The 24,541-nt window shown below is 59.4% G+C and carries 21 protein-coding genes and 1 tRNA gene; 7 read left to right on the top strand and 15 right to left on the bottom strand.

Annotated elements, in window-relative coordinates; all coding sequences use genetic code 11:
• Positions 1–136: 136 nt before the first annotated feature.
• The 3 genes from EI77_RS03950 to EI77_RS03940 form a co-directional block, all read right to left on the bottom strand.
• Positions 137–3,916: a PAS domain-containing protein gene (locus tag EI77_RS03950; protein ID WP_133793440.1), complete on the bottom strand. Its 3,780-nt coding sequence runs from the start codon at positions 3,914–3,916 to the stop codon at positions 137–139.
• 111 nt (positions 3,917–4,027) lie between these two features.
• Positions 4,028–4,112 (bottom strand) — tRNA-Leu (locus tag EI77_RS03945).
• Positions 4,113–4,137: 25 nt separating this feature from the next.
• On the bottom strand, positions 4,138–5,106 hold the full coding sequence (locus EI77_RS03940) for a CPBP family glutamic-type intramembrane protease (RefSeq protein ID WP_133793439.1): 969 nt from the start codon (positions 5,104–5,106) through the stop codon (positions 4,138–4,140).
• Between the two features lie 33 nt (positions 5,107–5,139).
• On the opposite strand from EI77_RS03940, the gene EI77_RS03935 reads away from it, so the two are divergent.
• Positions 5,140–5,445 carry a hypothetical protein gene (locus EI77_RS03935; RefSeq protein ID WP_133793438.1) on the top strand — a complete coding sequence of 102 codons (306 nt, stop codon included), beginning with the start codon at positions 5,140–5,142 and terminating at the stop codon, positions 5,443–5,445.
• Positions 5,446–5,494: 49 nt separating this feature from the next.
• On the opposite strand, the gene EI77_RS03930 is transcribed toward EI77_RS03935, so the two are convergent.
• The 6 genes from EI77_RS03930 to EI77_RS03905 form a co-directional block, all read right to left on the bottom strand.
• The gene (locus tag EI77_RS03930; RefSeq protein ID WP_133793437.1) at positions 5,495–6,196 is read right to left on the bottom strand and encodes a hypothetical protein; all 702 of its coding nucleotides are present in this window, start codon (positions 6,194–6,196) and stop codon (positions 5,495–5,497) included.
• 49 nt (positions 6,197–6,245) lie between these two features.
• The gene (locus tag EI77_RS03925) at positions 6,246–6,764 is read right to left on the bottom strand and encodes a dihydrofolate reductase (RefSeq protein ID WP_133793436.1); all 519 of its coding nucleotides are present in this window, start codon (positions 6,762–6,764) and stop codon (positions 6,246–6,248) included.
• A 30-nt stretch (positions 6,765–6,794) separates the two neighbouring features.
• Positions 6,795–8,102, bottom strand: a complete 1,308-nt coding sequence (locus EI77_RS03920) for a hypothetical protein (protein ID WP_133793435.1) — start codon at positions 8,100–8,102, stop codon at positions 6,795–6,797.
• An 11-nt stretch (positions 8,103–8,113) separates the two neighbouring features.
• The gene (locus EI77_RS03915) at positions 8,114–9,031 is read right to left on the bottom strand and encodes an ABC transporter ATP-binding protein (RefSeq protein WP_133793434.1); all 918 of its coding nucleotides are present in this window, start codon (positions 9,029–9,031) and stop codon (positions 8,114–8,116) included.
• Positions 9,028–9,435, bottom strand: coding sequence for a GntR family transcriptional regulator (locus EI77_RS03910; protein ID WP_133793433.1), 408 nt, complete (start codon positions 9,433–9,435; stop codon positions 9,028–9,030). The genes EI77_RS03915 and EI77_RS03910 overlap by 4 nt, the downstream gene beginning before the upstream one ends.
• Positions 9,436–9,583: 148 nt before the next feature.
• Positions 9,584–10,561 (bottom strand): MBL fold metallo-hydrolase, encoded by a 978-nt coding sequence (locus EI77_RS03905; RefSeq protein WP_133793432.1) that lies wholly within the window; start codon positions 10,559–10,561, stop codon positions 9,584–9,586.
• A 178-nt stretch (positions 10,562–10,739) separates the two neighbouring features.
• Here EI77_RS03905 and EI77_RS03900 point away from each other — a divergent pair, with 178 nt between their 5' ends.
• Positions 10,740–11,930 carry a S1C family serine protease gene (locus EI77_RS03900; protein WP_166647014.1) on the top strand — a complete coding sequence of 397 codons (1,191 nt, stop codon included), beginning with the start codon at positions 10,740–10,742 and terminating at the stop codon, positions 11,928–11,930.
• A gap of 27 nt (positions 11,931–11,957) precedes the next feature.
• On the opposite strand, the gene EI77_RS03895 is transcribed toward EI77_RS03900, so the two are convergent.
• Together EI77_RS03895 and EI77_RS03890 are read right to left on the bottom strand one after the other, a co-directional pair.
• Entirely contained in the window at positions 11,958–12,536 is a 579-nt protein-coding gene (locus tag EI77_RS03895) for a hypothetical protein (protein WP_133793430.1), read from the bottom strand.
• 42 nt (positions 12,537–12,578) lie between these two features.
• Positions 12,579–13,892 (bottom strand): Gfo/Idh/MocA family protein, encoded by a 1,314-nt coding sequence (locus tag EI77_RS03890; RefSeq protein ID WP_133793429.1) that lies wholly within the window; start codon positions 13,890–13,892, stop codon positions 12,579–12,581.
• 275 nt (positions 13,893–14,167) lie between these two features.
• Here EI77_RS03890 and EI77_RS03885 point away from each other — a divergent pair, with 275 nt between their 5' ends.
• The 3 genes from EI77_RS03885 to EI77_RS03875 all read left to right on the top strand — a co-directional run bounded on the left by EI77_RS03885 (position 14,168) and on the right by EI77_RS03875 (position 18,214).
• The gene (locus tag EI77_RS03885; RefSeq protein WP_133793428.1) at positions 14,168–16,309 is read left to right on the top strand and encodes a hypothetical protein; all 2,142 of its coding nucleotides are present in this window, start codon (positions 14,168–14,170) and stop codon (positions 16,307–16,309) included.
• Between the two features lie 104 nt (positions 16,310–16,413).
• Positions 16,414–16,731: a hypothetical protein gene (locus EI77_RS03880; protein ID WP_133793427.1), complete on the top strand. Its 318-nt coding sequence runs from the start codon at positions 16,414–16,416 to the stop codon at positions 16,729–16,731.
• 175 nt (positions 16,732–16,906) lie between these two features.
• The gene (locus EI77_RS03875; RefSeq protein WP_133793426.1) at positions 16,907–18,214 is read left to right on the top strand and encodes a hypothetical protein; all 1,308 of its coding nucleotides are present in this window, start codon (positions 16,907–16,909) and stop codon (positions 18,212–18,214) included.
• 95 nt (positions 18,215–18,309) lie between these two features.
• On the opposite strand, the gene EI77_RS03870 is transcribed toward EI77_RS03875, so the two are convergent.
• From EI77_RS03870 to EI77_RS03855, 4 genes are all read right to left on the bottom strand, one after another.
• Entirely contained in the window at positions 18,310–19,188 is an 879-nt protein-coding gene (locus EI77_RS03870) for an HAD family hydrolase (protein WP_133793425.1), read from the bottom strand.
• A 109-nt stretch (positions 19,189–19,297) separates the two neighbouring features.
• Positions 19,298–20,194, bottom strand: a complete 897-nt coding sequence (locus tag EI77_RS03865; protein ID WP_166647013.1) for a TIGR01777 family oxidoreductase — start codon at positions 20,192–20,194, stop codon at positions 19,298–19,300.
• Between the two features lie 46 nt (positions 20,195–20,240).
• On the bottom strand, positions 20,241–20,552 hold the full coding sequence (locus EI77_RS03860) for a hypothetical protein (protein ID WP_133793423.1): 312 nt from the start codon (positions 20,550–20,552) through the stop codon (positions 20,241–20,243).
• A 39-nt stretch (positions 20,553–20,591) separates the two neighbouring features.
• Entirely contained in the window at positions 20,592–21,107 is a 516-nt protein-coding gene (locus EI77_RS03855) for a GNAT family N-acetyltransferase (RefSeq protein WP_243838657.1), read from the bottom strand.
• Between the two features lie 197 nt (positions 21,108–21,304).
• On the opposite strand from EI77_RS03855, the gene EI77_RS03850 reads away from it, so the two are divergent.
• Both EI77_RS03850 and EI77_RS03845 read left to right on the top strand, forming a co-directional pair.
• Positions 21,305–23,887: a hypothetical protein gene (locus EI77_RS03850; RefSeq protein ID WP_133793422.1), complete on the top strand. Its 2,583-nt coding sequence runs from the start codon at positions 21,305–21,307 to the stop codon at positions 23,885–23,887.
• 14 nt (positions 23,888–23,901) lie between these two features.
• The gene (locus tag EI77_RS03845) at positions 23,902–24,525 is read left to right on the top strand and encodes a GTP-binding protein (protein ID WP_133793421.1); all 624 of its coding nucleotides are present in this window, start codon (positions 23,902–23,904) and stop codon (positions 24,523–24,525) included.
• Positions 24,526–24,541 lie beyond the last annotated feature (16 nt).

The raw sequence follows: 24,541 nt of genomic DNA, 5'->3' as shown, positions 1-24,541 counted from the left end.
TTGTCTAGTGGGAATTTAAGACTGGCCTGCAACTGGCTGCATTTTGTATGCTCAGGCACCCGTGATAGCGGGTCTCAGGTGTTCATAACAACCCCTCCATTTTCTCAAAAATAATGCCCCAGAACAGAGCCTTCCTCTATTGGCGTAACCGGGCAAGTGCGACAATGGAGGCAATGAGTTCTGCAGGCTCTACGGGTTTGGAAAGATGCATTTGAAAGCCGGCTTCCAGGGCCTTCACGCGGTCCACTGTGCGGGCATAGGCGGTCAGGGCGATGGCGGGGAGTCCCCCACCCTCAGCGGGCGGGAGGGCGCGCACTTTGCGGATGAGGGAATAGCCATCTTCAACGGGCATGCCGATATCGCTCAGCAGCAGGTCAGGCGGCTCTTCCAGGATCAAGGCCAGGGCTTCGGCGGCGGAATGGGCGATTCGCACGCGGGCACCATTGGCGGTCAGCAGCCGCTGGAGGAAGGCCACGGCATCAGGCTCGTCATCCACCGCCACCACGGAGAGACCTCCCAGCGGATGGTCCCCGGTGGCGAAGGCGGCCGCGGGAGCTGCAATGTGTGAATTCGGGGAGGCGGTAGGAGCGCTTGACTCAGCATCAGCAGGTAAGGATCCCAGAGGCAGACATACGGTGAAGGTCGCACCCTGGCCTTTGCCAGGACTGTCCGCGCTGACTGTGCCACCATGCATCTCCACGATCTGTTTTACAATGGAAAGGCCCAGCCCCAGGCCGCCATGGATGCGTGTCGTGCTGGAATCAGCCTGCCGGAAGCGGTCAAAAATATGCGGCAAAAATTCCGGCGCGATGCCTTCTCCCGAATCGGTGACGCTGATCTCCATTTGGCCTGAGTCTTGCCGCAGCGACACCTGGACCCGGCCTCCTTTAGGAGTGAACTTCAGGGCATTGGAGATCAGATTCCAAAGGACCTGTTGTAGCCGATTCGGATCGCCATGAAAGCGGCCCCCGAGCTGGCCCGCCTCTACCTGGAGTTGCACGCCTTTGCCATTGGCTGCGGGCTGCAGAGTTTCTACGGCGGCAGTGACGATCATGGAAAGATGGATAGGCTGGATGCTGAGGCGCAGCTTGCCATTCACAATCCGGCTCATGTCCAGGATGTCTTCGATGATCTGGGTCTGTGCCTTAGCATTGCGTGAGATCACCTCCAGGCCTTCCAACAGATCCTCCGAGGGATTCGAAGTCATGTGTAGCAACTCCGTCCACCCCACGATGGCATTTAGCGGCGTGCGCAGCTCGTGGGACAGGGTGGCCAGGAACTCATCCTTCATGCGGCTGGCCTGCTCCGCCTCCATGCGTGCGGCGCGTTCTGCATCCAGCAGGGACTGCCGCTCGGACAAAGCCTGCTGTAGCAGCGCCTGGCTTTTTTCCAAATCCCGCCGTGCCAGCACCCGGCCTGTCACGTCCACCGCATGATCATATACACCATAAGGACATCCATCTGGGTCACGCACCTGGAGGTAGGTGAAGTCAAAATAGCGGTCAATGGGCGGGCCACCGTCCTCGCTGGCAAACCGCGCCAACACCTCCGTGCCGGTGAAGGGCACGCCAGTGTGCAGCACCTTGCGGATCGCCTCGTCAAACCCCTGTCCTTCCAGCTCTGGCACGGCTTCTAGAAGGGCCTTGCCCACCAGTTGCCGGTCATTGCCAAACAAGGACTGGTATTCTGGATTTACCCGCTCAAAAATAAGCTCATCTCCACGCCACAGCGCCATAGCAGCGGGGGATTCGCGGAAAATGAGCTCCAGTTGGTGCCGTTGAAACTCCAGCTCATCCTCGGCATGCTTTTGGGCAGTAATATCGGTCACTGTGCCGTTGAAGCTGGCCATTTGCTGGTCATCGCCCACGCCTTCGAATGCGGACTTTCCACGAGCCGCCACCCAGTGGATGGATCCGTCTGGATGCACCACCCGATATTCCACCGCATAGGGCTGGGGGTCTTTGGCATCCGTGGCAGCAGCCACCTTGTCCCGCACCATTTCCCGGTCATCCGCATGAATGATGGCAAAGGCATCCGCGTAGCTCAAGTTGTCCGCCTTCACCCCAAAGATGGCGCGGAAGCGCTCGTCCGCCTCCAGATCCTGCCTGGTGATATCGATGTTAAAAGCGCCCACCCCTGCGGCATCCAGCGCAGCTTTCCGCCGCCGCTCACTGGTCACCAGGGCTTGACGCACCTGCACTGCATCCGTCATGTCCACACCATGGACAAAGATGCCGCTGACATTCCCGTCAGGATCTCGGAGAGCTTGATAGACAAAACTCACAAACCGCAGCCTCGCAGGTCCGCGTTCTTCAGGCCCCAGTAAAAGAGGCACCTCTGTTCCGCTGACAGACTCGCCTGTCTGGTACACCTGGTCCAGCATTTCAAAGAAACCCTGGCCTTCCACCTCCGGGAAGACTGCTCGCACCGTTCGGCCGATGATATCCCGCCGACCGGCCAGGCGGTAGTAGTCCTCATTGGCCAGCTCAAAGACATGCTCCGGGCCGCGTAGCACACAAATGAAAGCGGGTGCCTTTTCCACCACCGCTGCCAGGTTGGCCTTCTCCACCTCAATGGTGCGCAAAAATCGTTCCCGCTCCATCTCCGCCCGCTTTCGGTTAGTCCCATCGCCCAGGACGCCATACAAACGCTCCGGCTGCCCGTCCGTGCCCACCGCCACGTTGCTGATGCTCACCACCGTGCGCACCTCCCCAGCAGGGTGCCGGATGTCATACTCGATCTCCATGCGCGATAGCTCCCGCAGCGAGATTTCGGCCGCACTCTGTACCTCGCTAACCATGGAGGGGACGATACGCCCAAAAAGTGCCTGGGCTGTGATGGACTGATCATCATCGAATCCAAACAGTTCCCGGCTGCGAGCGTCCATTGTCACGGCGTCCGTTCGTACATCCCAGTCAAAGGTGCCCATGTCCGCCACGTCCAGCGCGGCCACCAGCCGCTGCTCATTGCGCCAGCCCGCCTCCGCCGCCATTCTTTGATCATGAATATCCGTGAGGGTGCCGTACCATCCCGTCACCCTGCCGCCTGTGTCACGCACCGGCAGACCACGATTGATGAACCAGCGGTAGCTGCCGTCCCCACCGTATCTTAGGCGCACCTCCTGCTCATAGCTGCTCCCCGCACTCACCGCCTGTTCCCAGGCCGCGCGCATGCGGGCGCGATCCTCTTCATGCACCACAGCCTCATGGCTCAGGCTGGCCAGATCATGTTCTGGCAGGCCAGTATACTCATGCCACTTGCGATTGGAGTAATCGATTATCCCATCCGGCTTTGCCGTCCAGACGATCTGGGGCATCGAATCCGCCATTTGTCGGAATCGCAGCTCGCTGGCCTGGACCTCCCGCAGTGCCCGTGCCCGCTGCACCTCCGCTGCCGTGCGATCCGCTACCTGGCGAACCAGCGAAATTTCCCCCTCCGTCCAGTCACGCGGCGTGGCTTGGTGGACGACAAAAAGCATGTAAAAGATCCCATCAATCAGCACTGGCACATCGATTGCCGCTACCGCGCCGATCGCCTTCAGCGCCTCCAGTTCCGGCCCCGCTGAATACTCCCGGCAGGCATCGCGGCGCACGTGCGGACGGCCCGCCCGATAGTCCGGCAACAGGCGGTCCCCATAGTCCGCCAGCCGATGCGTCGTCGCCTTCAGCGGCAGCATCCCTTCCGCCTCCCAGGTCTGCGGCACCAGCACCGTCTCCCCATCCGCCGAGGCCTCTGCCACCAGCACCCGGGACACCTCCAGATGCTCCCCCAGCATCCGTTCCACCGTCACAATGATCTGCTCCGGCGAGGACAGCCCCAGCACCGCCTGGGTCAGCCGGTTCAGGAACGCCAGCGTTTCAGCATCATCATGCCTGGCAGGTGCACACGGAGAGGGCTGAGACGGAGCGATGGACATGGTGTCGGTATCGTGAAAACGAATCGAATCTTGCCCCGATCCTGGATGCAGCGCCAGCCGAAAGAAGGGGCTCACTAGGAGAATTGCTACATGTCAAACCACGTCTTTGCGTGGTGCCGGAGACAGGACTCGAACCTGCACTAGTTACCCAACCAGATCCTAAGTCTGGCGCGTCTACCAATTCCGCCACTCCGGCAAGGGAGAGCTTTTGCTGTGAGTGTCTATCTTCCGTCTGGTGGCGGCGGCTGCAAACGATTTGTGGGCAGAAGGCGCAATGTTACCCAACCGGTGAAGAGGACTACGATGAAGGGTACGAGGCCGATTTTCAAATTGTTGCCGATCCAGGGTAGCCAGCCGTCGTGGTAGCTAGTCAGGGAGCTGAAGTATTTCAGGCCGAAGATCCAGCCGCCATGGAGGCCGATGCCCGCCCAGAGCGCCCCAGTTTTCATCCGCACCAGGGCCAACACCCAGCCGACCACGAACAGGGTAGCGAATTCGGCCAGGAGAAACTCCACATCACCAAAGCCGGCAGCGATCTGCCCCAGAATGTGGAATCCGCTGCTCCAGACTACTTCTGCATCGGGGATCGTGAAGCCGGCGGGCGGTTTCAGAAAATGGACGAGGGCAAAGACGAAGGTGCCGGAAAAAAGTGCGCCCGCCACATACATGGTGCGCAGGAGCAGGCCCAGGAGCAGGCCGCGAAAGAAAAATTCCTCAATGATCCCGGCGCCGAGGGCGGCGGTGATGGGCTCGCCCAGCTTGGTCCAGTTGGGCTCCGGTCTCAGTTGGTAGGCCCCCATTTTGAGAAAGGCAAAACCCATGAGCAGCAGCAGCCCGGCGGCCAGGACAAAGCCCAGCGCCCAGTGTTTCAGGCCCGTGAGGATAGGCCGCCACGCAGGCAGGAGTCGGCGGTCAAGCTGCACCCAGCGCAGAAACGGCCAGATAAAGACGATGGCGCAGAGCAGGACGGCGCGGTTGAAATAGCGGGTGAAGTGGGCTCGCTCGATTTCCTTCATTAGCCAGGTGCCAATACCTGTGCCGCCTAGAGAAGTCGTCCCCAGCCATTCATGTCCCCATTTTCCCAGGTGAAAAAGGGGCGTGGCTAGCATTGCCCCGCCGAGCATGACGGCAGCGAGATACAGCATTAGTTTAGGCAGGGCGGGGGAGGGGCTGGTGTTGGCAGCTTGCATGGTGGCGATACTAGCGCATCCTGAGCACTCTCAATGACCAAAAACCAAATCCACGAATGGCATGAACGCCTGGAAGACGGGCAGAAGCAATACATCCGTGCCCACTGGAACTCGCGCGAATGGCTTTTCCGCCTGGCGCATCCCGATGGCGAGGAATGGACGCCGATGCAACCGACCGCTGAAACGTGGCTGAAACTCCACGATCTGCTGTTCCGCAAATATCAGCGCAAAAAGCTGCCGCTGAAGCATATCAAAACGGTAGAAGCCGTGATGGAAAAGCAGGGGATCCCGATCCCTGTGCAAGGCGGGCCGGAGACACCTGAAGAGGACGAGTATTGATCTCCCTTGCCGGGGTGGTTCGTAGCCCGGTGCTGATCCCTCCTGAACGTCATTTTTCCACGATCACCCCACCCCCGTGGGGTGCACCGTAACGGATGCCGACCTGGACTTTCGGAAAGAATGACTGCCAGGCTGCCTGCGTATCCCGCCGACGGATGACCACGCCCACGAGCAATAGCAAAAGTGCCCCTGCACCCAGGCCGATGGCAAAGGACTGTGCCAGCCGGAGGTGATGACGGGAGAGTGTGATGGCAGACTGGTGCCTCTGCTTTTCCAGAGCTTGAAGCTTTCGTAGCACTTGTCGCAGGCTCAGGGTGAGTCGGGTTTCCAGCGGCTGCGTTTTATCCGCCATGGTGACTAAGCTGCGCTGAATGATGGAGATGATCTCGGCCGAAGGATAGCGCTGCCATAAACCTGGCGAGAAAGACAGTGCATGGGAATCACTGGCGCGGTCATAGGTCATCAGGACGGCATCCTTTCCAGGGCTCCAGTGCTGGCGGAGGCTCCGCGCTCGAAGGCCCAGGCTCTGCCCCGCAGTCACATACGTGCTGGCGTTGAACCACACATCCGCATGGATCGCCTCCCGGCAGGTGGCGATGTCCTGGGCCAGTTCAGCCTGGATTTTTTCATTCAATGCGCGCGTGTCATCACGCAGCCCGTTGGCCGGGGCTGCAGGCATATCTTGAGCACTGGCCGTGGCCCAGAAGCCAAGGCAGGTCCAGAAGAGAAATGCCGTGCAGAGGCGGATCATGCGTGGGGGTAAGATCGTCCGGCCCGGCATCGGCGCAACAGGCAGCTTGTCAGGCAGCGTCCTGATATTTGTGCACACGCTGATAGGTCACGATGGCAAAGCCATGCTCATGAAAATCATCCCGCACATGAGCCACCCTGGAGATGGGCTCCCAATCCTGCTGGCTGAAATGGGGAAAGGGAACTCCGCCGCCGAGCAGGTGATCCACATGGGTAATGATGAGGCGCTCAGCCAGAGGCATGGCGGCTTCGTATCCACCTGCCCCGCCACAGACGACCAGCTCAGGCTGATGAGCCTCACCCGCACGTTGCAGAGCCTCCTGGATGCCGGTGACACGCTCACCCAGGAAAGGCAGGAACTTGGCATCGCGGCTGAGCACCAGGGGATGATGATCCGAGAACCAGCCGAGCATTTCTTCATACGTCTTCCGGCCTAACAAAAGCCATTTTCCCTGGGTGTAGGCACGGAAGTGGTCGCGGTCTTTCGGCAGGCTCCAGGGGACGCCTTCACCTGCTGAAATAAAACCATCCGCCGAGATAACCGCGATGAGAGACAAGCAGGGTGTCATGTGTTAATATGACCTATTCGCACGCCAAGCTCAACTTGCGCCTACAGGTTGCCCGGCATTTGTGCCGAGGCCGAATCGCGGCCGGTAAAACGCGGAGGAACGCCAGATACCACGCTTTAAAAGGAGCCAGGAAAGGAGCAATAGAATGAAGCCGATGCCGGGCAGCCAAGGCAGCAGGCTGCCGTTTTGGAAGACCTCGAATATCATCAGGGAGAGTGGAAAAATCATGGAGGCAAACCGCCAGAACGTATTGGCATGGCAGGAAATGGTCAGCATCAGGGCTCCGGAACCGGCCGTAAAAAGACCGATGGACAGGCTATCGACCAGGACTTCGAAGAATGAGGTCCGCCATCCCATGGCTAGGCCCATTTGTAACGCGGCCAGCAGGCCCTGCACACAGGGAACGCTCAGCAGCATCAGGGCCAGTGTCCGGCTGGAGAGAGGGGCCGTACGCAGCATTCGCAGGCTGAACCAGTCGGGTATGAAGGATGAGAATAAGATCATATAAACGACGAGATTGATGCAGATCCGGCGTGACTCCTCGTCAGAAAGAGGGCCACGTATCCACCAGGAAGACAGCCACATGGCCAGGCTCATGAATACTATGATGGCCAGCATGTGCTTGTGCATGGACAGGAGGAGGAAGCTCCATCCTGAGTATCCACGCCTGTTTATATCAGGTGGCAAGACAGGTATCTGCGATAAGGGCGCGGGCCGGGCTGGCTTCATGCTCAGTCGGGTAATCTTGGGCGCAGCTACATAAGAGAGCCAGAGTAATAAAGGCAGCAGCCCAGCGGCGATCCAGTGCCAGGTGCCCATTTCAGGGAGGGTCTTTGGCAGCATCTGTGGCAGTGCCAGGGTACCCATCATGAGCATTCCGCCCACAGCAGAGACTGGCAGAACGATGAGCCATTGGCCCTTGGTTTCTGGAGCTTGGCGGGGCAGCATTAGAATGAGCAATGCGAGCAGCGCAGACGATCCCAGCCCCAGGTACAAGACAGTCGTCAGAGCAAACCACGGAGACTCCCCAGGGTGTAGGGACGCAGGATACTCATGCTGCCGCCACCAGAGCCCTGCTGCCATGACGGGTGCGCTGAGCATAGTGAGCAGCCACACACCGGTAAACCACCACGCGCGATCTTGATCCCGCCTGGAAACAGGCTGCGGGCGGAGGGTATAAAAAACGCCCCGCTGAGCATCCATGAACAAAAGAAAAAAGGTCATGGGGGCAATGCTGATGAGTGTCCGCGAGGTAAAGGCGAAAAAGCCGACGAAGACCATGTATAGGCCCAATACCCAACGCCAGCGGGATACAAAATCGAGGATAAGAGAAATCATGGCAAAGGGGTTTAGGGGGTGAGCGCGATGAAAAGTTCTTCAAGGGAGAGTGGCTGTGAGCGTATTTCGCCCGCACCTTTGTCCGTCAGCGCACGGATGGAGGTTGTCTGGGTGTCCATCACAGCGCGATAGCGGGCTGCCGCGTTCTCTTGAACAAAAAGTCCGGGCAGGTGCCGGATGGCAGGGTCCTCGCACAGGAACTCCACCTGAACATGACGCTGCATGAGGTCTGCCGGTGTGCCTTCAGTCAGCAGTCGGCCCTGATGAAGAATGCCGACATGATCCGCAAAACGCTCCAGGTCACTGATCTGGTGCGTGGAGAGAAGAACTGTCCGGGCCTCATCTTTAACGATGGCCAACAACTCCGCAAACACCGCCTTTTTAGCATGGGCATCCAGACCGGTAGTGGGCTCGTCCAGCACCAGAAAATGCGGCCGCCAAGCCATGGCCAGCAGCAGCGCCAGTTTCATTCTGCCTCCGAATGACAGCGTGGCGATGCGATCCGTCGGCATGATGCCAAAAGTCTGCATGAGCCGTGAGGCCAGCGCGTCGTCCCAGTCGGGATGAAAACTGCGCACAAACCGGATGGCCCGGCCTACCTTTCCCCACGCTGCATAACTGAGGTCTGGGCCCACATAGGCGGTGCGCCTTTTCACCTCCACCTCATGGCGCAGGTGGTCCAGGCCATTCACCTGGATGCGGCCGGCATCGGGCAGACCCATGCCAAAGATCTGGTCCAGCAAGGTCGTTTTTCCTGCGCCGTTAGGGCCTATAAGCCCATAGATGAGGCCAGAGGGAACGCTCAGGTTAATGGGCCCCAGGGTGAAACGCGGGAAACGTTTCTCCAAAGCGGTGATATCAAGGGCGGGCGGATGAGAGGAGCGTGGACACTCCTGTCCGTGTTGGATGTTCAGGGTGGTCGGGTTCATGAGGCGTAGTCGTTGAGCGTTTCCATGAAAAACTGGGTGATTTCGGCGGGACTGAGGCCGCTTTCGGCTGCCTCGCGTGCAGCCGTGAGGAGGAGTTCCCGGGCGTGGGCCAGCTTCACCTCGCGGGATCGGTCCTGCCCTTGTGCGGCCACGAAAGTGCCCAGCCCCTGGCGGCGGTAGATGATGCCTTCACGCTCCAGCTCCTCGTAGGCACGCTTCACGGTGATCACGCTGACCAGCAGATCTGCAGCCAGTTGCCGGAAAGAGGGAAGAGCGGAATCAGGCTCCAATTTACCCTCACTGATCACACGTTTCAGTCCCGTGACGATCTGCTCATACAAGGAGCCTGGGGCTGCTGGCGAGATCGGTGGCAGGATCAGTTTGATGGAGGAAACAGGCGGCATGTGAATGTTCTACTGTGCATATTTAATATGCACAGTAGATGCGTGTCAATATGCATTTGAATATTTCGCAGATTTATTCACTCACCTCCCTGCGGCTTAATGGAGCCGACTTACTGGGGAGTGGAGCTCGCACTCCCATTCTCCAGTATCAGTAAGCCACGGACTCACCCTCGTGGAGGATGCGGACGCGATCTTGGAGCTGCCGCTGAATAGCGGCAGCGGCTAGCCTTTCGGCAGGCTCATGAATCGGCTCGCCACCCAGCGGGAAGGTATCGTGATGCATCGGCACCATGTGGCGCGCACCCAGCATATCGAAGGCATCCAAGGCCTCTTCTGGATTCATGTGCACAGGGCGACCACTTGGGGCCAGATAAGCGCCGATGGGCATCAGGGCCAGATCGATATCGGCACGTTTGCCGATCTCCTGAAACCCGTCAAACATGCTGCTGTCTCCACAGTGGAAAAGCGTACGCCCTGGGGATGTGATCAAATAACCGCCAAATCCGCGATGGGTATCATGGATCATGCGCGCACCCCAATGGCGGGCAGGGGTGAGCATGATATGCAGGTCGCGGAAATTCGCCCGCTGCCAGGTTTCCAGCTCCACGATCTGGCCGAAACCGGCCCGTTTGACAATGCTGCCCACACCTTTGGGGACAATGATAGGCTGCCCCCTGGCGACGCGCCGCAGACTGGGCATGTGCAGGTGGTCGTAATGAGCATGAGTGACCAGGACGAGGTCGATCGGCGGCAGGTCACTGGCCCAGACGCTGGGATGACGGAGGCGCTTAATAGGGCCGTGCCAAAGAGCCCAGTTGGGATCGATGAGCAGATTCACCCCGGCGATCTGGGCAAAAAAACCGGCATGCCCCAGCCAAGTGACACCCATTTCCCCACTGCCGACCAAGGGCACCCCATCAATCACACGGCCGGGCTTGCGTGCCGATAACAACGACGGGATGAGAATTTCACCCAAAAACTGAAGATTGCGCCTGCGCCAGCCTTCCGTGGGCATCAGGCCGATCCTGTTGGTCTCCCTCGTGGGCTTCACCCCAGGGAGGACGCGCTTGCCCGGGCTGCCCGAAAAGGGTGGCCCGCCGTTGTCCGGGGCAGGATCGTGAATCATGAGAGCAGGAGCGTGGGGTAAGCTAAAAGACGCAGGGAGCTATGACAACCATAACTTGAAAGCGTTGGGTGTTCACTATCAATAATGAGATCGGAACCGGCGGGTAGGCCGGATGCAAAAGAAGATGCGGTCGGCATCTTGCCATCGGCACAGAGCCACGCATCGTAAGGGAATCTTCATGGAAACTCTCCGCCGCATCGTTTTTGCCATCACTGTTTTCCTCGTCGCCTCCCTGGTTTTTTCCATCTGGAGACGTGACCAGGAAGGTTATGGGCTGCTGAATTTTTTGCGTGGTGAAGCACCGCAGGGAGAAAAATTCACCGCACCGCATGCACCCAAGCTGGATTTGAAGGATGTGAAAATCCTCAGTGCCATGAATGATGAGTTCTCCCGGCTCTCTGCGGCGGTCCTGCCCAGTGTCGTCAGTGTGACTACCAAAACGGTGCGCCGGGGCCAGACCGCCTGGCATCCCTTCTTTGGCGTCGTCAGCGGCCGTGCCCAAATCATCCCCGGCCTGGGGTCTGGAGCCATCATTTCCAAAGAAGGCCACGTGGTGACCAATTACCACGTCATTGCCGATGTCAGCGAGGTCATTGTCACCACCAACGACAACAAGCAGTATCCCGCACGGGTGCTCGGCGCTCATCGCGAGCGGGACATCGCCCTGCTGAAGATCGAAGGCGCTGGGAAAGACTTTCCAGCTCTTTCATTTGCCAATTCTGACGATGCCAGGGTGGGGCAGATCGTGTTTGCCGTGGGGAATCCCTTCGGCCTCAGTGGCACTGTTACTCAGGGCATCATCAGCGCCCGTGACCGTCATCTCAGTGACAGCCAACTTGATTATTTGCAGACGGATACGGTGATCAATCCAGGCAATTCAGGCGGTCCGTTGGTCAATATTCTGGGCCAGATCATCGGCATCAATGTCGCCATTTATCGCGGGGATGAAAATGTACGCGCGTGGCAGGGCGTGGGCCTCGCGGTGCCAGCTAATGATGTAAAAACTGTCGTCGAAGCCATCCGTAAGCAGTCCAAGGGCGGGCAGGCCACCATCGCGCGCAAAGGATACCTGGGACTGGAGCTGAACTCCGAGTCCGTAGTGATTGATGGCAGCATGGGCGGTCTGGGCACGCCCATCATCGGGGCCTACATCACCGATGTGGATCCCCAGTCCCCCGCCGCCATGGCAGGTTTGACGGAGGGTGATGTCGTCACCGCCATCAACGGACGCAACTTCAAAACCCCTTCAGAGCTTCTCCAGATCATTCTCTCCCTGGCTCCATCAACGCCGATCAAGCTAACGATCGTACGCAATGGCCAGCTCGCTGAGGTGAGCGCGGTGATTGGAGAGCGGCCGGATGCTCAGTGAGGGATTCGAGACGGCAATGGTCCAGGTTCAGGAGAACCAGCTCTGAAAGGCTTCTTTGACCAGCGCCATTTTCTCATCTCGGTAAGACCACAGGCTCAAGCCACCGCGCGTGAAGCTGGGACCCATAAGGGTGTGATCGTGATGCACCCACAGGCTGCCTTCAGCATGGGCCGAATCGGCGGACTGGCCTTCGGCGGCTTCTTCGGCTGTGGGCTTTCGCAGCCACGATTCCAAGATGCAATGATGAGCCTGTTTTTCATCCGGATGCAGGGCCAGAAACTCCTGAAACTGCGGCACGGTGAGCCAGGTCACATCGTCTTCCGCACCAGCTAGGATATCCTCTGCGGCTGCCAGCCCGGGGCCTGCGGTGAGATAGACCACGTGCGGATTTTCATCCCAGCCCTGGATGGCCGCCTGGGCATTGCGTTCCGCCATCATGCTTGGTCCCCAGTCCTCCAGCCAGGACAGCAGATGCCCGCCCAGGATGCGGCATTGCTGCTCTTCTTCATCGGTAAATTCACTGCGCAGGGCAATGGGTTCGTCCGCATGTTTTTTGGCGGCAAAACTGACGAGGGCGGCTGTCCATTCTTCTCGGGAGGTCGGCATGATGCAGGTCGTCATACGTGGCGATGACCGCTCGGTCAATGCTTACACAGTCGGATAGATCCATGGTGCGCGGTAAGGGCGGCTCAACAGCTTGCTGGCTTCAGGGTCGCCTATGATCTCTTCTTTTTCCGCATCCCACTGGATGCTGCGCCCGAGCTTCCAGCTCAGCATGCCGAGCATTGGCAGGCTACTGGAGCGGTGAGCGCTTTCGATATCCGCCACAGGCTTGCTCCCAGTTTCGATGGCGGTAATCAGATCCTCCCACAGCAGGGCGATGTTGTGTCCGTCCGGCTCCTGGAGCTGGTGGTCACCATGAGTCGGGGCCTCTTTGGGGTTCACCGGATAGAAGGTCCAGCCATCACGCCAGCCGATGTGCAGCACGCCTTTTTCACCATAAAAATAAGCGCCAATCTTGTGCTTCTCATTGTTGTTTTCGGCAAACTTCCGGTGCTCCCATACGGTGGTAAAGTTTTCGAATTCAAAGATGGCCACCTGGTGGTCGGGCACATCGGTGGTCTGCTCCTGATCATTCAGGATGGCGGGGCCAAAGATAGGTCGCCCGCCCGTGCAAAAGACTTTTTTCGGCCCCTTTTCTCCGCTCCACCATAGCACCTGGTCCAGCCAGTGTACACCCCAGTCACCCATGGTGCCGTTGGCATAGTCCAGAAAGCTGCGCCATCCACCGGGATGGAGTTTGGTGTTGAAAGGACGCATCGGCGCAGGCCCACACCACATGTCCCAGTCAAGCCCTTCAGGGACCTTGCTGTTAGGCTTGGGGATTTCAGGTCCGCCTTTGCTATCGGCAAAAACGCGCACCATGCCGACCTTGCCCACTTGACCGGATTTCAGGAAGTTCATCGCCTCCACATGATGCGGGCCGATGCGGCGATGTAGGCCGACCTGGACCACAACTCCAGATTCCTTCGCCGCCTTCACCATCGCCCGGCTTTCTTGGATGGTATGCCCCGTGGGCTTTTCCACCAGAACATGCGCACCCGCCTGACAGCAGGCGATGGTCTGCAAGGCATGCCAATGATCCGGGGTGGCAATGATGACGATCTCCGGCTTCGCTTCCGCCAGCAGTTGACGATAGTCCTTATACCCCTTCGGTTCATCACCGTTCTCGGTCTTCACGTCTTCGATGCCGTTCAGCAGCACATTCGCATCCACATCACACAGCGCCACCACCTGACAGCGGCCCGAGGCCATCGCCTCGCGCAAAAGATTCATCCCCCACCAGCCACTGCCGATGAGGGCCGTCCGATATTTTTTACCTTCCTGACCCAAAAGAGGCAGTGTGGAAAGAGCAAGAGAGGCCGCCGTGGCCGATGTCAGAAAAGAACGCCTGGAAGTCATGTCAGAAGAAGCATGAACGGAAGCCGCCCCATCCGTCAATCAGCGAGGCTGAAGATGCATACAAAAAACGGCACGCCTAGTGTCTGTAGCATTAGCAGCTAGGACTCATCCTTTCACTCTAAAGGAGTACTGCGTGCACCCTGGGTGGCCCGATAACTGGTGGCGCATCTGCTGGAGGGTGTGGAGATTGAGGCGGGGATGGATTTAAGGGGCAATTAACTTGGATTTGAGGGATTACTTTACGGGAATGACCTTTCCGTGGTACATCTCGTGACATGCACCGACTCTTCTGGCCCTTAGTCTATCTGATGAGCATCCTCTCTGCGGAAGCCTTGCCTCTGAGACCTTCGGAGCAGCGGCTGATGGTGGTGCCGGCTATTCCTATGGAGCCTGGAGTGCCGACTGAGCGGGACTATCTGGCGCAGGAGAAGGCCTGGGGCCAACGGCGATTGCTGGCTCCTGCCCAGGAACGCTGGAAAGAGCAGCCCTGGGGACCGAAGGCTACCACGCTCGTGGAACGATCACTTGAACTGAAAGCGGCAGGCAGTGTGCTGCCTCATCCCCTTGCGCCGCTGGCGGCAGATTTTCGTGCACTCATTCAGGAGGGGGCTGATGATCCGCTGATCCTGACTCTGGCAGCACAGGCCTTTTATGCCGAGAATCAGGACTGGCGTGTCGGTAAGGAACTGCTGGAGCGGGTGCTGAACCTTTCCGGCCTGCCCACTGCGGTGGAGGTGATGGCATTGCGCACGCAGATTCCGCAATTGATGCAGGAGGGGGCAGAATACCGTTATGTCCGGGGCCGATTGGTGGATGTGATGATCCGGGCGATCAGCGACGGCACCTATGATGCCGAGGCTGATGCTGTGATGGTGCGCCACCAGATTGCGGTGCTGGATCTTGTGGGCGTCACGATGCCTTCTTATCTGGCACGCTGGCAGGAGACGGTGGCGGGCAGCGAGTGGCCAGACTGGGTGAAATGGACCCTGCAGGGTTATGGTGAGATCGAGCTGGCCTGGCTGGAGCGCTCCAGTGACTGGGCCGCGACGGTGAAGGATGAGCAGTGGGAGGGGTTTGCTGCTCACCTCAAGATTGCGCGTGAGCATTTGGTCAAAGCCTGGGAGGCGCGTGCGGACAGGCCCGAAGCTGCTGGGCTCATGGTGACGGTCACCATGGGCGATTCAGGAGGCGATGATGAACTGCGCCTGTGGTTTGACCGGTCGGTAAAGGCCCAGTTTGACTACCAAGCAGCCTATAACAACCTGCTGTGGGCCTACCGTCCACGGTGGTGTGGCAGTCATGAGTTGATGCTGGCCTTTGGGCGTGCATGCATTGAAACGGGCCGCTTCGACACCGGAGTGCCGTCGCAGATGTTTTATGCTGCCATGGATGTGGCGAGCGAGGAGAATGACGCTTTTGAAGTGTATCAGCGTGAAGGGGTCAGGGACCCGGTTTTGGCCATGGCAAAAGGGTATGCTGAAGTGCAAGGGCTGCCCGCTGGCCTGCAGCAATTGAGACGGTCCAATGCCGCTCTGGCGGCCTGGCTGGGAGGAGATGCTACCTTAGCCAGTCGTCTGCTCGCGGAGGCGGGTGAGCTGCATTTTTGCACACTTAATTTCATGAACCAGATGTTGCTGTCTGAGCCGCAATTGCGTGGCGAGGTGGCGGCCCGGTCTGGGCAGTATGGCCCCGAGGTCCAGGCACTGGCCATGCTGCCGCGCAGCCCGGCGGGTGGTGAGCATGAGAATGCCCTGAAAGCACTCGCAGGAAAGGAACTGTCGGCAGATGCACAGGCCTATGTGCAGGAGCGGAGAGACTACGCGGAGTTCCTGCCCAAACTGGCCACTGGTGAATGGGTGAGTGTGACACCGCGTAAGCACCTGACCAGCTTTATGCAAACAGGCGGACGCTGGTCTGCGGAAGCGGACGGCACCCTGGTGGCCGCTGGCGATGATAGCCGCTGGGCGGTCCTAGCCCTGGACCTGCCTTTCACACATGATGTGGAGATGCGCTACGAGATGACTTTGGAGGATCCTAAGCAGGTGGAGGTTTCTCCGCTCGGATGGGGCAGTGCGGCTTTATTGCGATGGTCGCCCAAAATGGTTGGGGATCCAGAGGACGGCGTGAGATGCATGGTTTCCTCAGGACCGCAAGGAGTGGTGGGGCAGGCATACCGGACGAAGCCAGAGAAGGGGACTTCACCCGTGGCTGTCACCCTTGGCGACGTGAACCAAGTGCTCGCACGCATCACGACAGGGGCGCTTCATTTTGAGTTTAATGACGTGAAGGTGGCCGACGGCGTTTCATTGGAAGAGCTTGGCATCTACCGGCCCGAGGGTCGGATCGGTTTCGGGGTCAGCCGTCTTCCCAGCGGGACGAAACTCAAAATTCGCAACATCCAGGTGCGCAAACTTTGACCCGGTGCTGAAAGCTGGCGATCTCCGTACTGGCCATCGCTTCCTCCGAGAATTTAACCTGTTATCCTGGTGTCTTCCAAGACAACGACTCCTCACTCTTTACCTTGAAACGCGCATTCCAATACACCCTTGCGGCGTGGCTCCGGTTTTTTGGTGGTTTCGGCATTGAGGCTGGGGTTGACCATTACCTCAGGATGCGCGACGGCAATGTCACCTCAGGCGGCATCCCTGAGCCGCTGTGGTTCGGGATTCACATTTTTCTTGGCGCTGTCTCGGCTTGGTTGGCGTGGAGCGCGACTCAGTCTTTTTATGCCACTTGGCGTCGAGTGGCTGTTGTTTCGGTGGAATTAGCCGTGATGTTCTTTATCTACATGGCCCGTTGTTTGGCATATGTTATCCAGACAGGCATTGATACATTGTGAGAGCGATAATTTCACTTTTGTCTGGCATGTTATCGGGCCATTTTTGCCTGGCATCTTTTACTTTTACTTCAAGCATTCGCCCAGTCTCCAAATCATGGCGAACATGGGGAGCGCAAAAAAGGTTCCTATCAGCGGGAATTGTGCGAGACTGAATACAAGGATTTTTCTTAGCCGTATGCCGCCTGTCAGTCACTCTTTTTCATCGCTTCCCAGGCCGCTGCGTGGATACATCCTCGCGGGCGGCCTCGTTTTCCTGGGGCTGACAGCTTTCATGTTCTGGCTGGCCGCACCCGCCGAGGCTCCGGCGAAAGCAGAAGCAGGCACTGCGGCGGCGGCGCGCAAGGTGGAGCCTATGGAGACGCTGGCGTCTCTGCCCCGAACCGCCAACGCTCTAACCGAGCTGCTACGGCTGGAAACCACGCTTGCTGGCGATTCGAAGCCCGAGATCACCGAGCCGATGTTCGAAGAGATCAGCCTCACCCGCAGGCTGGAGGATTACTACCTCACCGATGTGTTGCTGGAAAACGTGCAGCTCGGCATGGCCATGTCCATCCTCAGAACGAAACTCCAAGAGACCGACTCCGAGCGCGCACTTGCGCTGCACAGACTGGCCGTTACCATGCCCACCGCCGCCATGGGCAGACGTGTCACCCTTTTCAGCCAGAGCATCCCCTACCTGACAGCGGTGCAAAACGTAGCCACCCAGGCAGGCTGCACCGTGGAGGTCACGGAGAACCGCATCACCCTGAAATTACAGCCCGGCCCCTACCCGCAGACCGCCAGAAAGGGTGCCATGAAGGACCTGCTCTCCGGCCTCAGGGATGATGAAGGCCGCCCGCTGAGCGAAAGCAGTGAGGCACTCTCACATTTAAGCACACTCGCCAGCCAGCTCGGCATTCAATTTGATTTCCAGGGAAACGCCAGTCTGACAGAGAACCAGTGGGCCGCCCTGCGCCAGATGCAGGATTACCAAAGCAGCCAGGCCAGCAATGCCCTGCCCACCTTTGCCCTTTACATCCTGCCCGCTGGCTTTCTGCCACCCGACCTGAATTCCGACCCCATGGCTGTATACAATCTGCTCGTCAATCTGCACCTGCTGGGCTACCGGCCCTACAGCCGACTGCCTGAAGGGATGGACCCCACTGTAGCCTACCAGATCCTCATGCTCTTCCGCCGGGGAGAGGCCATCGTCCTCACCCTCTTCGACATCCCCGCCACCGAAACCGTGGCCGAGGTGGATCAAGAACCAGAGCCCGCAACCACGTCACTGCCTCAAATGTCCGCAGGGTTCTCGACGGGAGCAATATTGCAGCTTGTGTCCTCTGTCACCGGCCCTGGCAATTCAATCTCCACCTCCGCTGGTCTTGTGCTCAGCATGTTGACCGGCAACGGCGTCAGCATCACCAATCAAGTCGTCACCCCACCCGCCGTCGAGGCACCCCAAGTGACACCAACTGCACCTGCCTCTGGTTCTGATCCTTAACAGGCAAATGCAAATGCTCTCAAAGGCATCAAATGGCACATGTCTTCCGGGACGGCTCTAAGGAAGCCGCGGATGTGGCGCTTCTGGGAGAGCAATTAAAAATGCGGTGCTGAGACCGTGCCTTCTTCGAACTGGAGCTTCTTCCGGCGGACGATGCCGTCGGCGATGTCGAGGACCATTTCTTCCAGGAGCAGACGCAGGTGGCTGCCGGCGCGGTAGTCGGCGGGGGCGATGTGTTTGACGCGGTCGGCCAGGGCGTTGAGCTGGTAGCATTTGCGGAAGCTGGCGCGGTCCTTGTCCTCGGCGTTATAGACGGCGATGGCGTGGCCGCCGTAGCGCTTCATGAGGGTGAAGCAGGGGACGTCCGTGGGGCCGTCGCCGATGTAGATCATGTTCTGGAAGGGGATGGGCCGCAGCTCGGGGTCCATGTGGTCGTTAACGTCCTCATGCGGTTCCAGCATGCCTTTGTTGATGCGGAAGATGTACTGCGTCTTGGTGGTGTGGCTGATGACGCGCTTGGGGAAGCTGATGCGGCCGTCTTTGTCCTGGCCGAATTCGCAGCCAAAGATGCGCTTCACAAAAGGGGCCAGGGAGCTGCCCTCCAGCAGGATCTTGAGGCCGGAAGAGATGATGTAATGCTCCACCTTGATGCCTAACAAACGATGCTGATCTGAGATGACGTTGTTCATTTCATTGAAGACCTCGGGCACGCCTTTGAAATAGCGGAGTTTGGCTCCAAGGACGCGCAGCTCGTCATTGGTGGGGCGGTCCATCTCCAGGTAATCGAGCATGCATTTGAGGTAGGCCAGCTCGCCATCATAACCTTCCTGGTCCACCAGCTCGCGGCTCTTTTTCCAAAACTGGGTCGGATTGATGCCGAAGTGGGGGAACAGCGTCTCATCCTGCATGTAGGTGGGGCTGAGCGTCTGATCGTAATCGTAAATGATGCCGATGGTGGTCTGAAGGGCGGCCATAAGGGGGTATTCGCAAGGGAGAGCAGGCGTCTGCGCTGGGTACGCGGGCTTTGTTTGCCAGTGCGTCTGTCAACCTTCCGCCACAGATGCGGCACCCGCAAATCTTTCTCTAGCGCAAGTCCGCCAGGGCACCTTCCAGGGTGGGAAAGGCGAAGTGATAGCCTTCTTGTCCGGCGGTGCCTGGAACCGCTTTTTGGCTGCAAAGAAGCATTTCATCCGCCATGCCGCGCAGGAGCAGGCGCAGGGCAAAGGCGGGCGCATGCATAAAAGCTGGGCGGTGCAGGCTGTGGGCCAGCTTTCGGGTGAAGTTGCTATTGAGCTCCGGGGCGGGGGAGCAGAGGTTGAGCGGGCCTTGCAGGCTGCTGTTTTCCAGGGCCCATAGGATCATGGCGGCTTCGTCATCCACATGGATCCAGGACATCCACTGCCGTCCGCTGCCCAGCCTGCCGCCCATGCCGCAGCGAAAGGCCTGGCGCATCAGGGGATAAGCACCACCTTCTCGCGCCAGGACCATGCTGGTGCGCAGGTGGATGATGCGCGCGTCCCAGGCACTGGCCCGGTGGGCTGCAGCCTCCCATTGCCCACAGAGATCCGCCAGGAAACCGCTGCCGCGAGGGCTCGTTTCATCCAGTACGCTATCTCCACGGCTGCCATAAAATCCGATGCCGGAGCCGCCCAGGACCACGGGCGGGCGGTTGGTTGGGGACCAACTTTTGACATGATCCATCAGGGCCTCTGTCAGGTCCACCCGGCTTTTCCAGATGCGCTCCCGCTTGCTGGCGGTCCACAGACCCGTCAGTGGCTCCCCGGCCAGGTGCACCAAGGCATCCAGCCGGGTTTCCGGCAGTTTATGCGGGGCGTCCGCTGGCATTCGCAGGGTTTGCGTCGTATTCTTGGTGGGGGTATTGCGCCGGCTATAGGCCACCACCTCATGACCACTGGCCGTGGCGAGCTTGGAGAAAGCTCTGCCGATGAGGCCCGTGGCTCCTGTAATTCCAATGCGCATGGATCTTATACGGATAGGGCGGGCATTTTGCGCCTTTGATCCTTGGTTATTGTTTCCACCACTCCGGTTCTTTCTCCCAGGGATCCCGCTGCGGCGGTTCCTTGGCGGGCTTTTCATCAGCATTGCGGATGAGGTGGTCCTCGTCGCTCTCCTCCAGTTCCATCAGCAGCTTCACATGCGGGGCAGGCCGGGTACTGCGTTTCCAGATCACCCAGGCAGCGGTGGCGATGCAGCCAAGCAGGAAAAAGAAAAAGCACAGGGTGGCGATGACAAACCAGTCCATGGCCGCCGTATTCGCTGCGTAGGCACCCGCCGCAGGCCGACGAAAATAAATGGGAAAGGCGAGGAGAGCGTTCATGGGTTAAGGGATAGTCTCACCTCCATACGCCCTGGGCCGTCATTCGAAGACTAGGCGCATGGGGATCATGCTGGAAAAACTAAAACCGTGTTTGGCAAAGAAGGCCTGAGATTCAGCGCTGATTTTGTCCGTCAAAAGGGTGATGCGGCGAAAATGTTTTTCCCGCGCAAAGTCGATGGCGTGGTTCAGCAGCCTGCCGCCATACCCCATGCGCCGATGCTGTGGGTGGACGATGACGTCCTCCATGAGGATGACCAGCCCGCCTTCAGCCGTGCTGATGGTGAAAAGCAGATTCACCATGCCGATGAGCATGTGGTCCGTCCGCAGGACGAAAATGCGGCCCCGGTTAGGCTGTTCCAGGATGAGCCTCAGGCCATGTTCCTGTTTGTTTTTATCAGGCCGGAAGTCCGCCTCTTCGCTAAAAAGAGCGACCAGCAGCTCGACGAGCTGCGGCATGTCTTCGATGGTCGCCGGTTCGATGCGCGGCTCAGAGTTGAGGCTGGACATTGAATCCAGTTTAGCCAGCGCCATGCCAACCGCAATCAGCATATGCATGCAGCCAGTTTCGCGGGAGGAAAGAAAAAATCTGGCTGAGGAAATGCCTGGACTTAAGAACTCTTGATTATTATGTTATACGAATGGCGTGATCTTTGCATCGCTTCACCCCCGACAAAGGTCCACCATTGAACTCCACTTGGTGAGCCCTGGCATTCATTCATTATTCGTTTCTGATGGGATTTTCGTTTCGCAGCATGTTTCAGCCTGCTACTGACCCCCAAGGTCAGGAAATGGCCGACATGCCCACAGGTATGAACGGATCCTCTCCGCACGCGATGAACGGATCTTCGGGAAATTTTCAGGCCCCATCGCTCAATTCTGCGGTTCCTTTTGGCAATGGCGGGGCCTTGTTCCGGACAGTCGCGGGTGAATCATTCCAGGCTGCGGCTGTGCAGGCATCCCCCTTTACCGCCCAGGGTGCGGCCCCTGCCAGTCCCGCTTTGACCGTGGGGGATGTGCTCCCGCAGCTGCCGCCGGACATGGTGCGGCTGAATGCCCTCTCCCCGGAGCAGCCTGTGGCGGTCTCCCCCCAGGTGCTGGATGCCGCCTTGCGTAGCGGGCAGGCAGCTCTGCCCATTTTTGAAATCTATCGCGTCTGCCCCGCCCTGTTCCAGGCTCCGGTCTCGCCCCAAGATCCACGCATGGTGCCGCTACCGGCGTCTAAATTGCCGAGGTTGATCGCCAGTGCCCAGCAGGCAGGAGGCCAGGCGGCCCCGGCGGCGTCGCCTTTTGGTTCGGTCCAGCCTCAACAGGCTGCCAGCCCTTTCGCCGCCGCCTCTCCGGGTCAGGGCGGTACGGCGCTGCCCCCCCGCAGGAATGGACCGCCACCCCCGCTGGCTGACATTCCGCGGGAGACTCCCGCCCTGTCCCTGCCGGGTGCGGGACATCCGGTTTTTCCTGTCAGCAGCCCTTTTGCGGCGGTGGCCCCTGCCGGTAGAGCACCTGAGACGGCTGCTACATCTTCTCCTTTTGGCGTCAAGTCTGCGGAGCCACAGCCTCCGGCTCAGATGGCCAGTCCTTTTTCTGCGGCCCAGCCGGTGCCAGCCGCTATGCCTGCTCCCGCTTCCCCATTCAGTGTGCTAGGCGGTGCCCCCTCAGCGGAGACGCCCGCGTCTCCTTTTGCGCCTTTCACGGTGGCAGCACCCGCTCCCGCTCCTGCCCAACCCGCCCCAGTGGAATCTCCCTTTGCCTCCTTGTTTGGCCCGAAGGCAGTGCCCACAGGTCAGCCTGCGCCGGATGTCCCTGCCCGTCCTTTTGGAATGCAACCTTCTCCGCCAGCCATGGCTGGCATCTCCATGGCTCCCTCTGCGGCGGCTGGAGGTTCCACTCTGCGCATCGGCCTTGCTGCTTTGCTTCGGGGTTACAGTGTGGCTGAGCTGGGCTTTGATCCCATCATGGTCCCTAGCTGGATCATGACCAGCCAGCCAGCCTCCACGGTGCGTGAGTGGGCACAGTCTCCTGCTCCCCTGGCGGAACTGGGCAAGTTGATCGATGGCATCACCGATGTCGGTTTTCGCAATGTGCTAAACCATGCCAAGCGGGATTTCCAACTGCGCATTCCTCAGGAGGAAATCCACGCAGCACTCAATGGCGAGTCCCCGCCCACCTTGCCCAATCTTGCTAGCCTGGGCCAGCCTGAACTTTCTGCGCCTGTCATGATGACCACGTCCATGACGCCGCCGGCCCAGGGGAATCCATCACCCTTCGCCTTCACGCCGCCTGCGCAGCCGGAGGCCCCACCTGCTGCGCCTCAGCCAGCTCCCTCTTTTTCTAACGGTGGGACCCCTGCGGGCATGACTCCTTCCGTCCCCCTTTTCGCCAGTGCGCTGGCTCCGGCACAGGCCACGATAGCTTCTCCCATGGCGGCATTCCCGGCCTCCAGTCCGCCCTTGATGAATCCCTTTGCAGTGCCCGCAGCGCCGCAGCCGCCCGCTTACTCGCCACCGGTTTCCATGCCGGAGGTGTCTTCCCCTGGGCAGCCCTTTGTCTCACAGTCCCCGGCCCCTGCGCCACGTCAGGCCTCCTTTCCGCAGCCGCCTGCGGATGGCTTCAGCAGCGCCCAGCTTTTGGGAGCTCAGCCTTCGGATGGATACGGCGCTGTGCCTCCTGCCCCCGCCATTCCGGTGACGAATCCCTTCACTGGCAAGACGGCCACTCATATTGTGGATGTCGCCGAGGAAGCTGCCCCACCCCCACTGCCAGAGCCCGTTCCTGAGCGTGCCCCACCGCCACCTGTAGCCAGGACGGCCTCTCCCTTTATCCCGCCCTCATCTGAAGAGACCGTGCGCAGCCGCCCCGCCCCCGCGTCGGCACCAGCTCCGTCACGTCCTGCACCTACCGGCAAGGCTGCTACTCCCGCACTGGGTATCCAGTCTCATGATTCCAATCCGGATCAAATCCTTCTGCGCGCCCTGCTAGGTACGGATGATGATCTCAGTCCACAACGCATCGTGGAAATGGTCTGCTCACTGCCCGGCATCGCCGCTTGTGTCTGCCTTCAGGGGGATCGCGCCTTCTCCCACGTGGGTGCGCACAAGCCGCAGGCACGCGAATTTCAAAAACAGGCCACAGATCTCGCCCATCACCTGCGCACCCTCGCTCCGCTCATCGGCATCGCGGATGCGGAAACCTTTACCCTCACCTCCGGGGACCGCCTGATGACTTTTTGTTTTCCTGAAGGGGCCATCCTGGGCGTACTCCATGATGCAGACCCTTCTCTGGGGCTTCGTGATAAGATCACCTTGATTGCGCGCGAGCTTTCCCGGATGCTGGGTTGAATCCGCATTCCGCCATGCCTGTCATCAATTCCGAGCAAAAGACGGTCAGTTTTAAGATCGTCTATTGTGGTACCCCCCTGAGCGGGAAGACCGCCAACCTGCAGCAGATCCACGCCAAGCTGGATCCGGAAGGGCGGAGCGACCTCGTTAGTCTCTCCACCGCTCAGGACCGCACCTTGTTCTTCGATTTTCTCAGCCTGGAAAGCGCGGCCATCCCTGGCTTCCGCACCGCTTTTCACCTCTACACCGTGCCCGGGCAGGTCACTTACAATGCCACCCTTCAGCTCGTCCTGCGCCAGGCGGATGGAGTGGTCTTTGTCGCCGATAGCCAGATGGATCGCCAGCGTGAAAACGTGCAGGCATTCCAGGCGCTGGAGGCGAATCTCCGCCTCAATGGTAGCTCCCTGGAGCGTCTGCCCCTGGTTCTGCAATACAACAAGCGGGACCTGCCGAATTCCGCTCCCGTGGAATACCTCGAATTTTTGCTCAATAACCGTCCCGTTCCCTGGCTTAGTTTTGAAGCGGATGCCCGTGGCGGGCGGAATGTCCTGGCCACGCTCAATGCCATTTCCCAGGCCGTGCTCATGAGGTTTCAGGAGCAGCAGGGAAGAAGGGAAACCGAGATGGCTGCTGCGTGACCGGCTAGGAACGTCG

It is taken from the genome of Prosthecobacter fusiformis, assembly GCF_004364345.1.
GTDB lineage: Bacteria > Verrucomicrobiota > Verrucomicrobiia > Verrucomicrobiales > Verrucomicrobiaceae > Prosthecobacter > Prosthecobacter fusiformis.
Note: the sequence above shows the minus strand (reverse complement) of the source record. Positions and strands in the feature narration are given on the sequence as shown.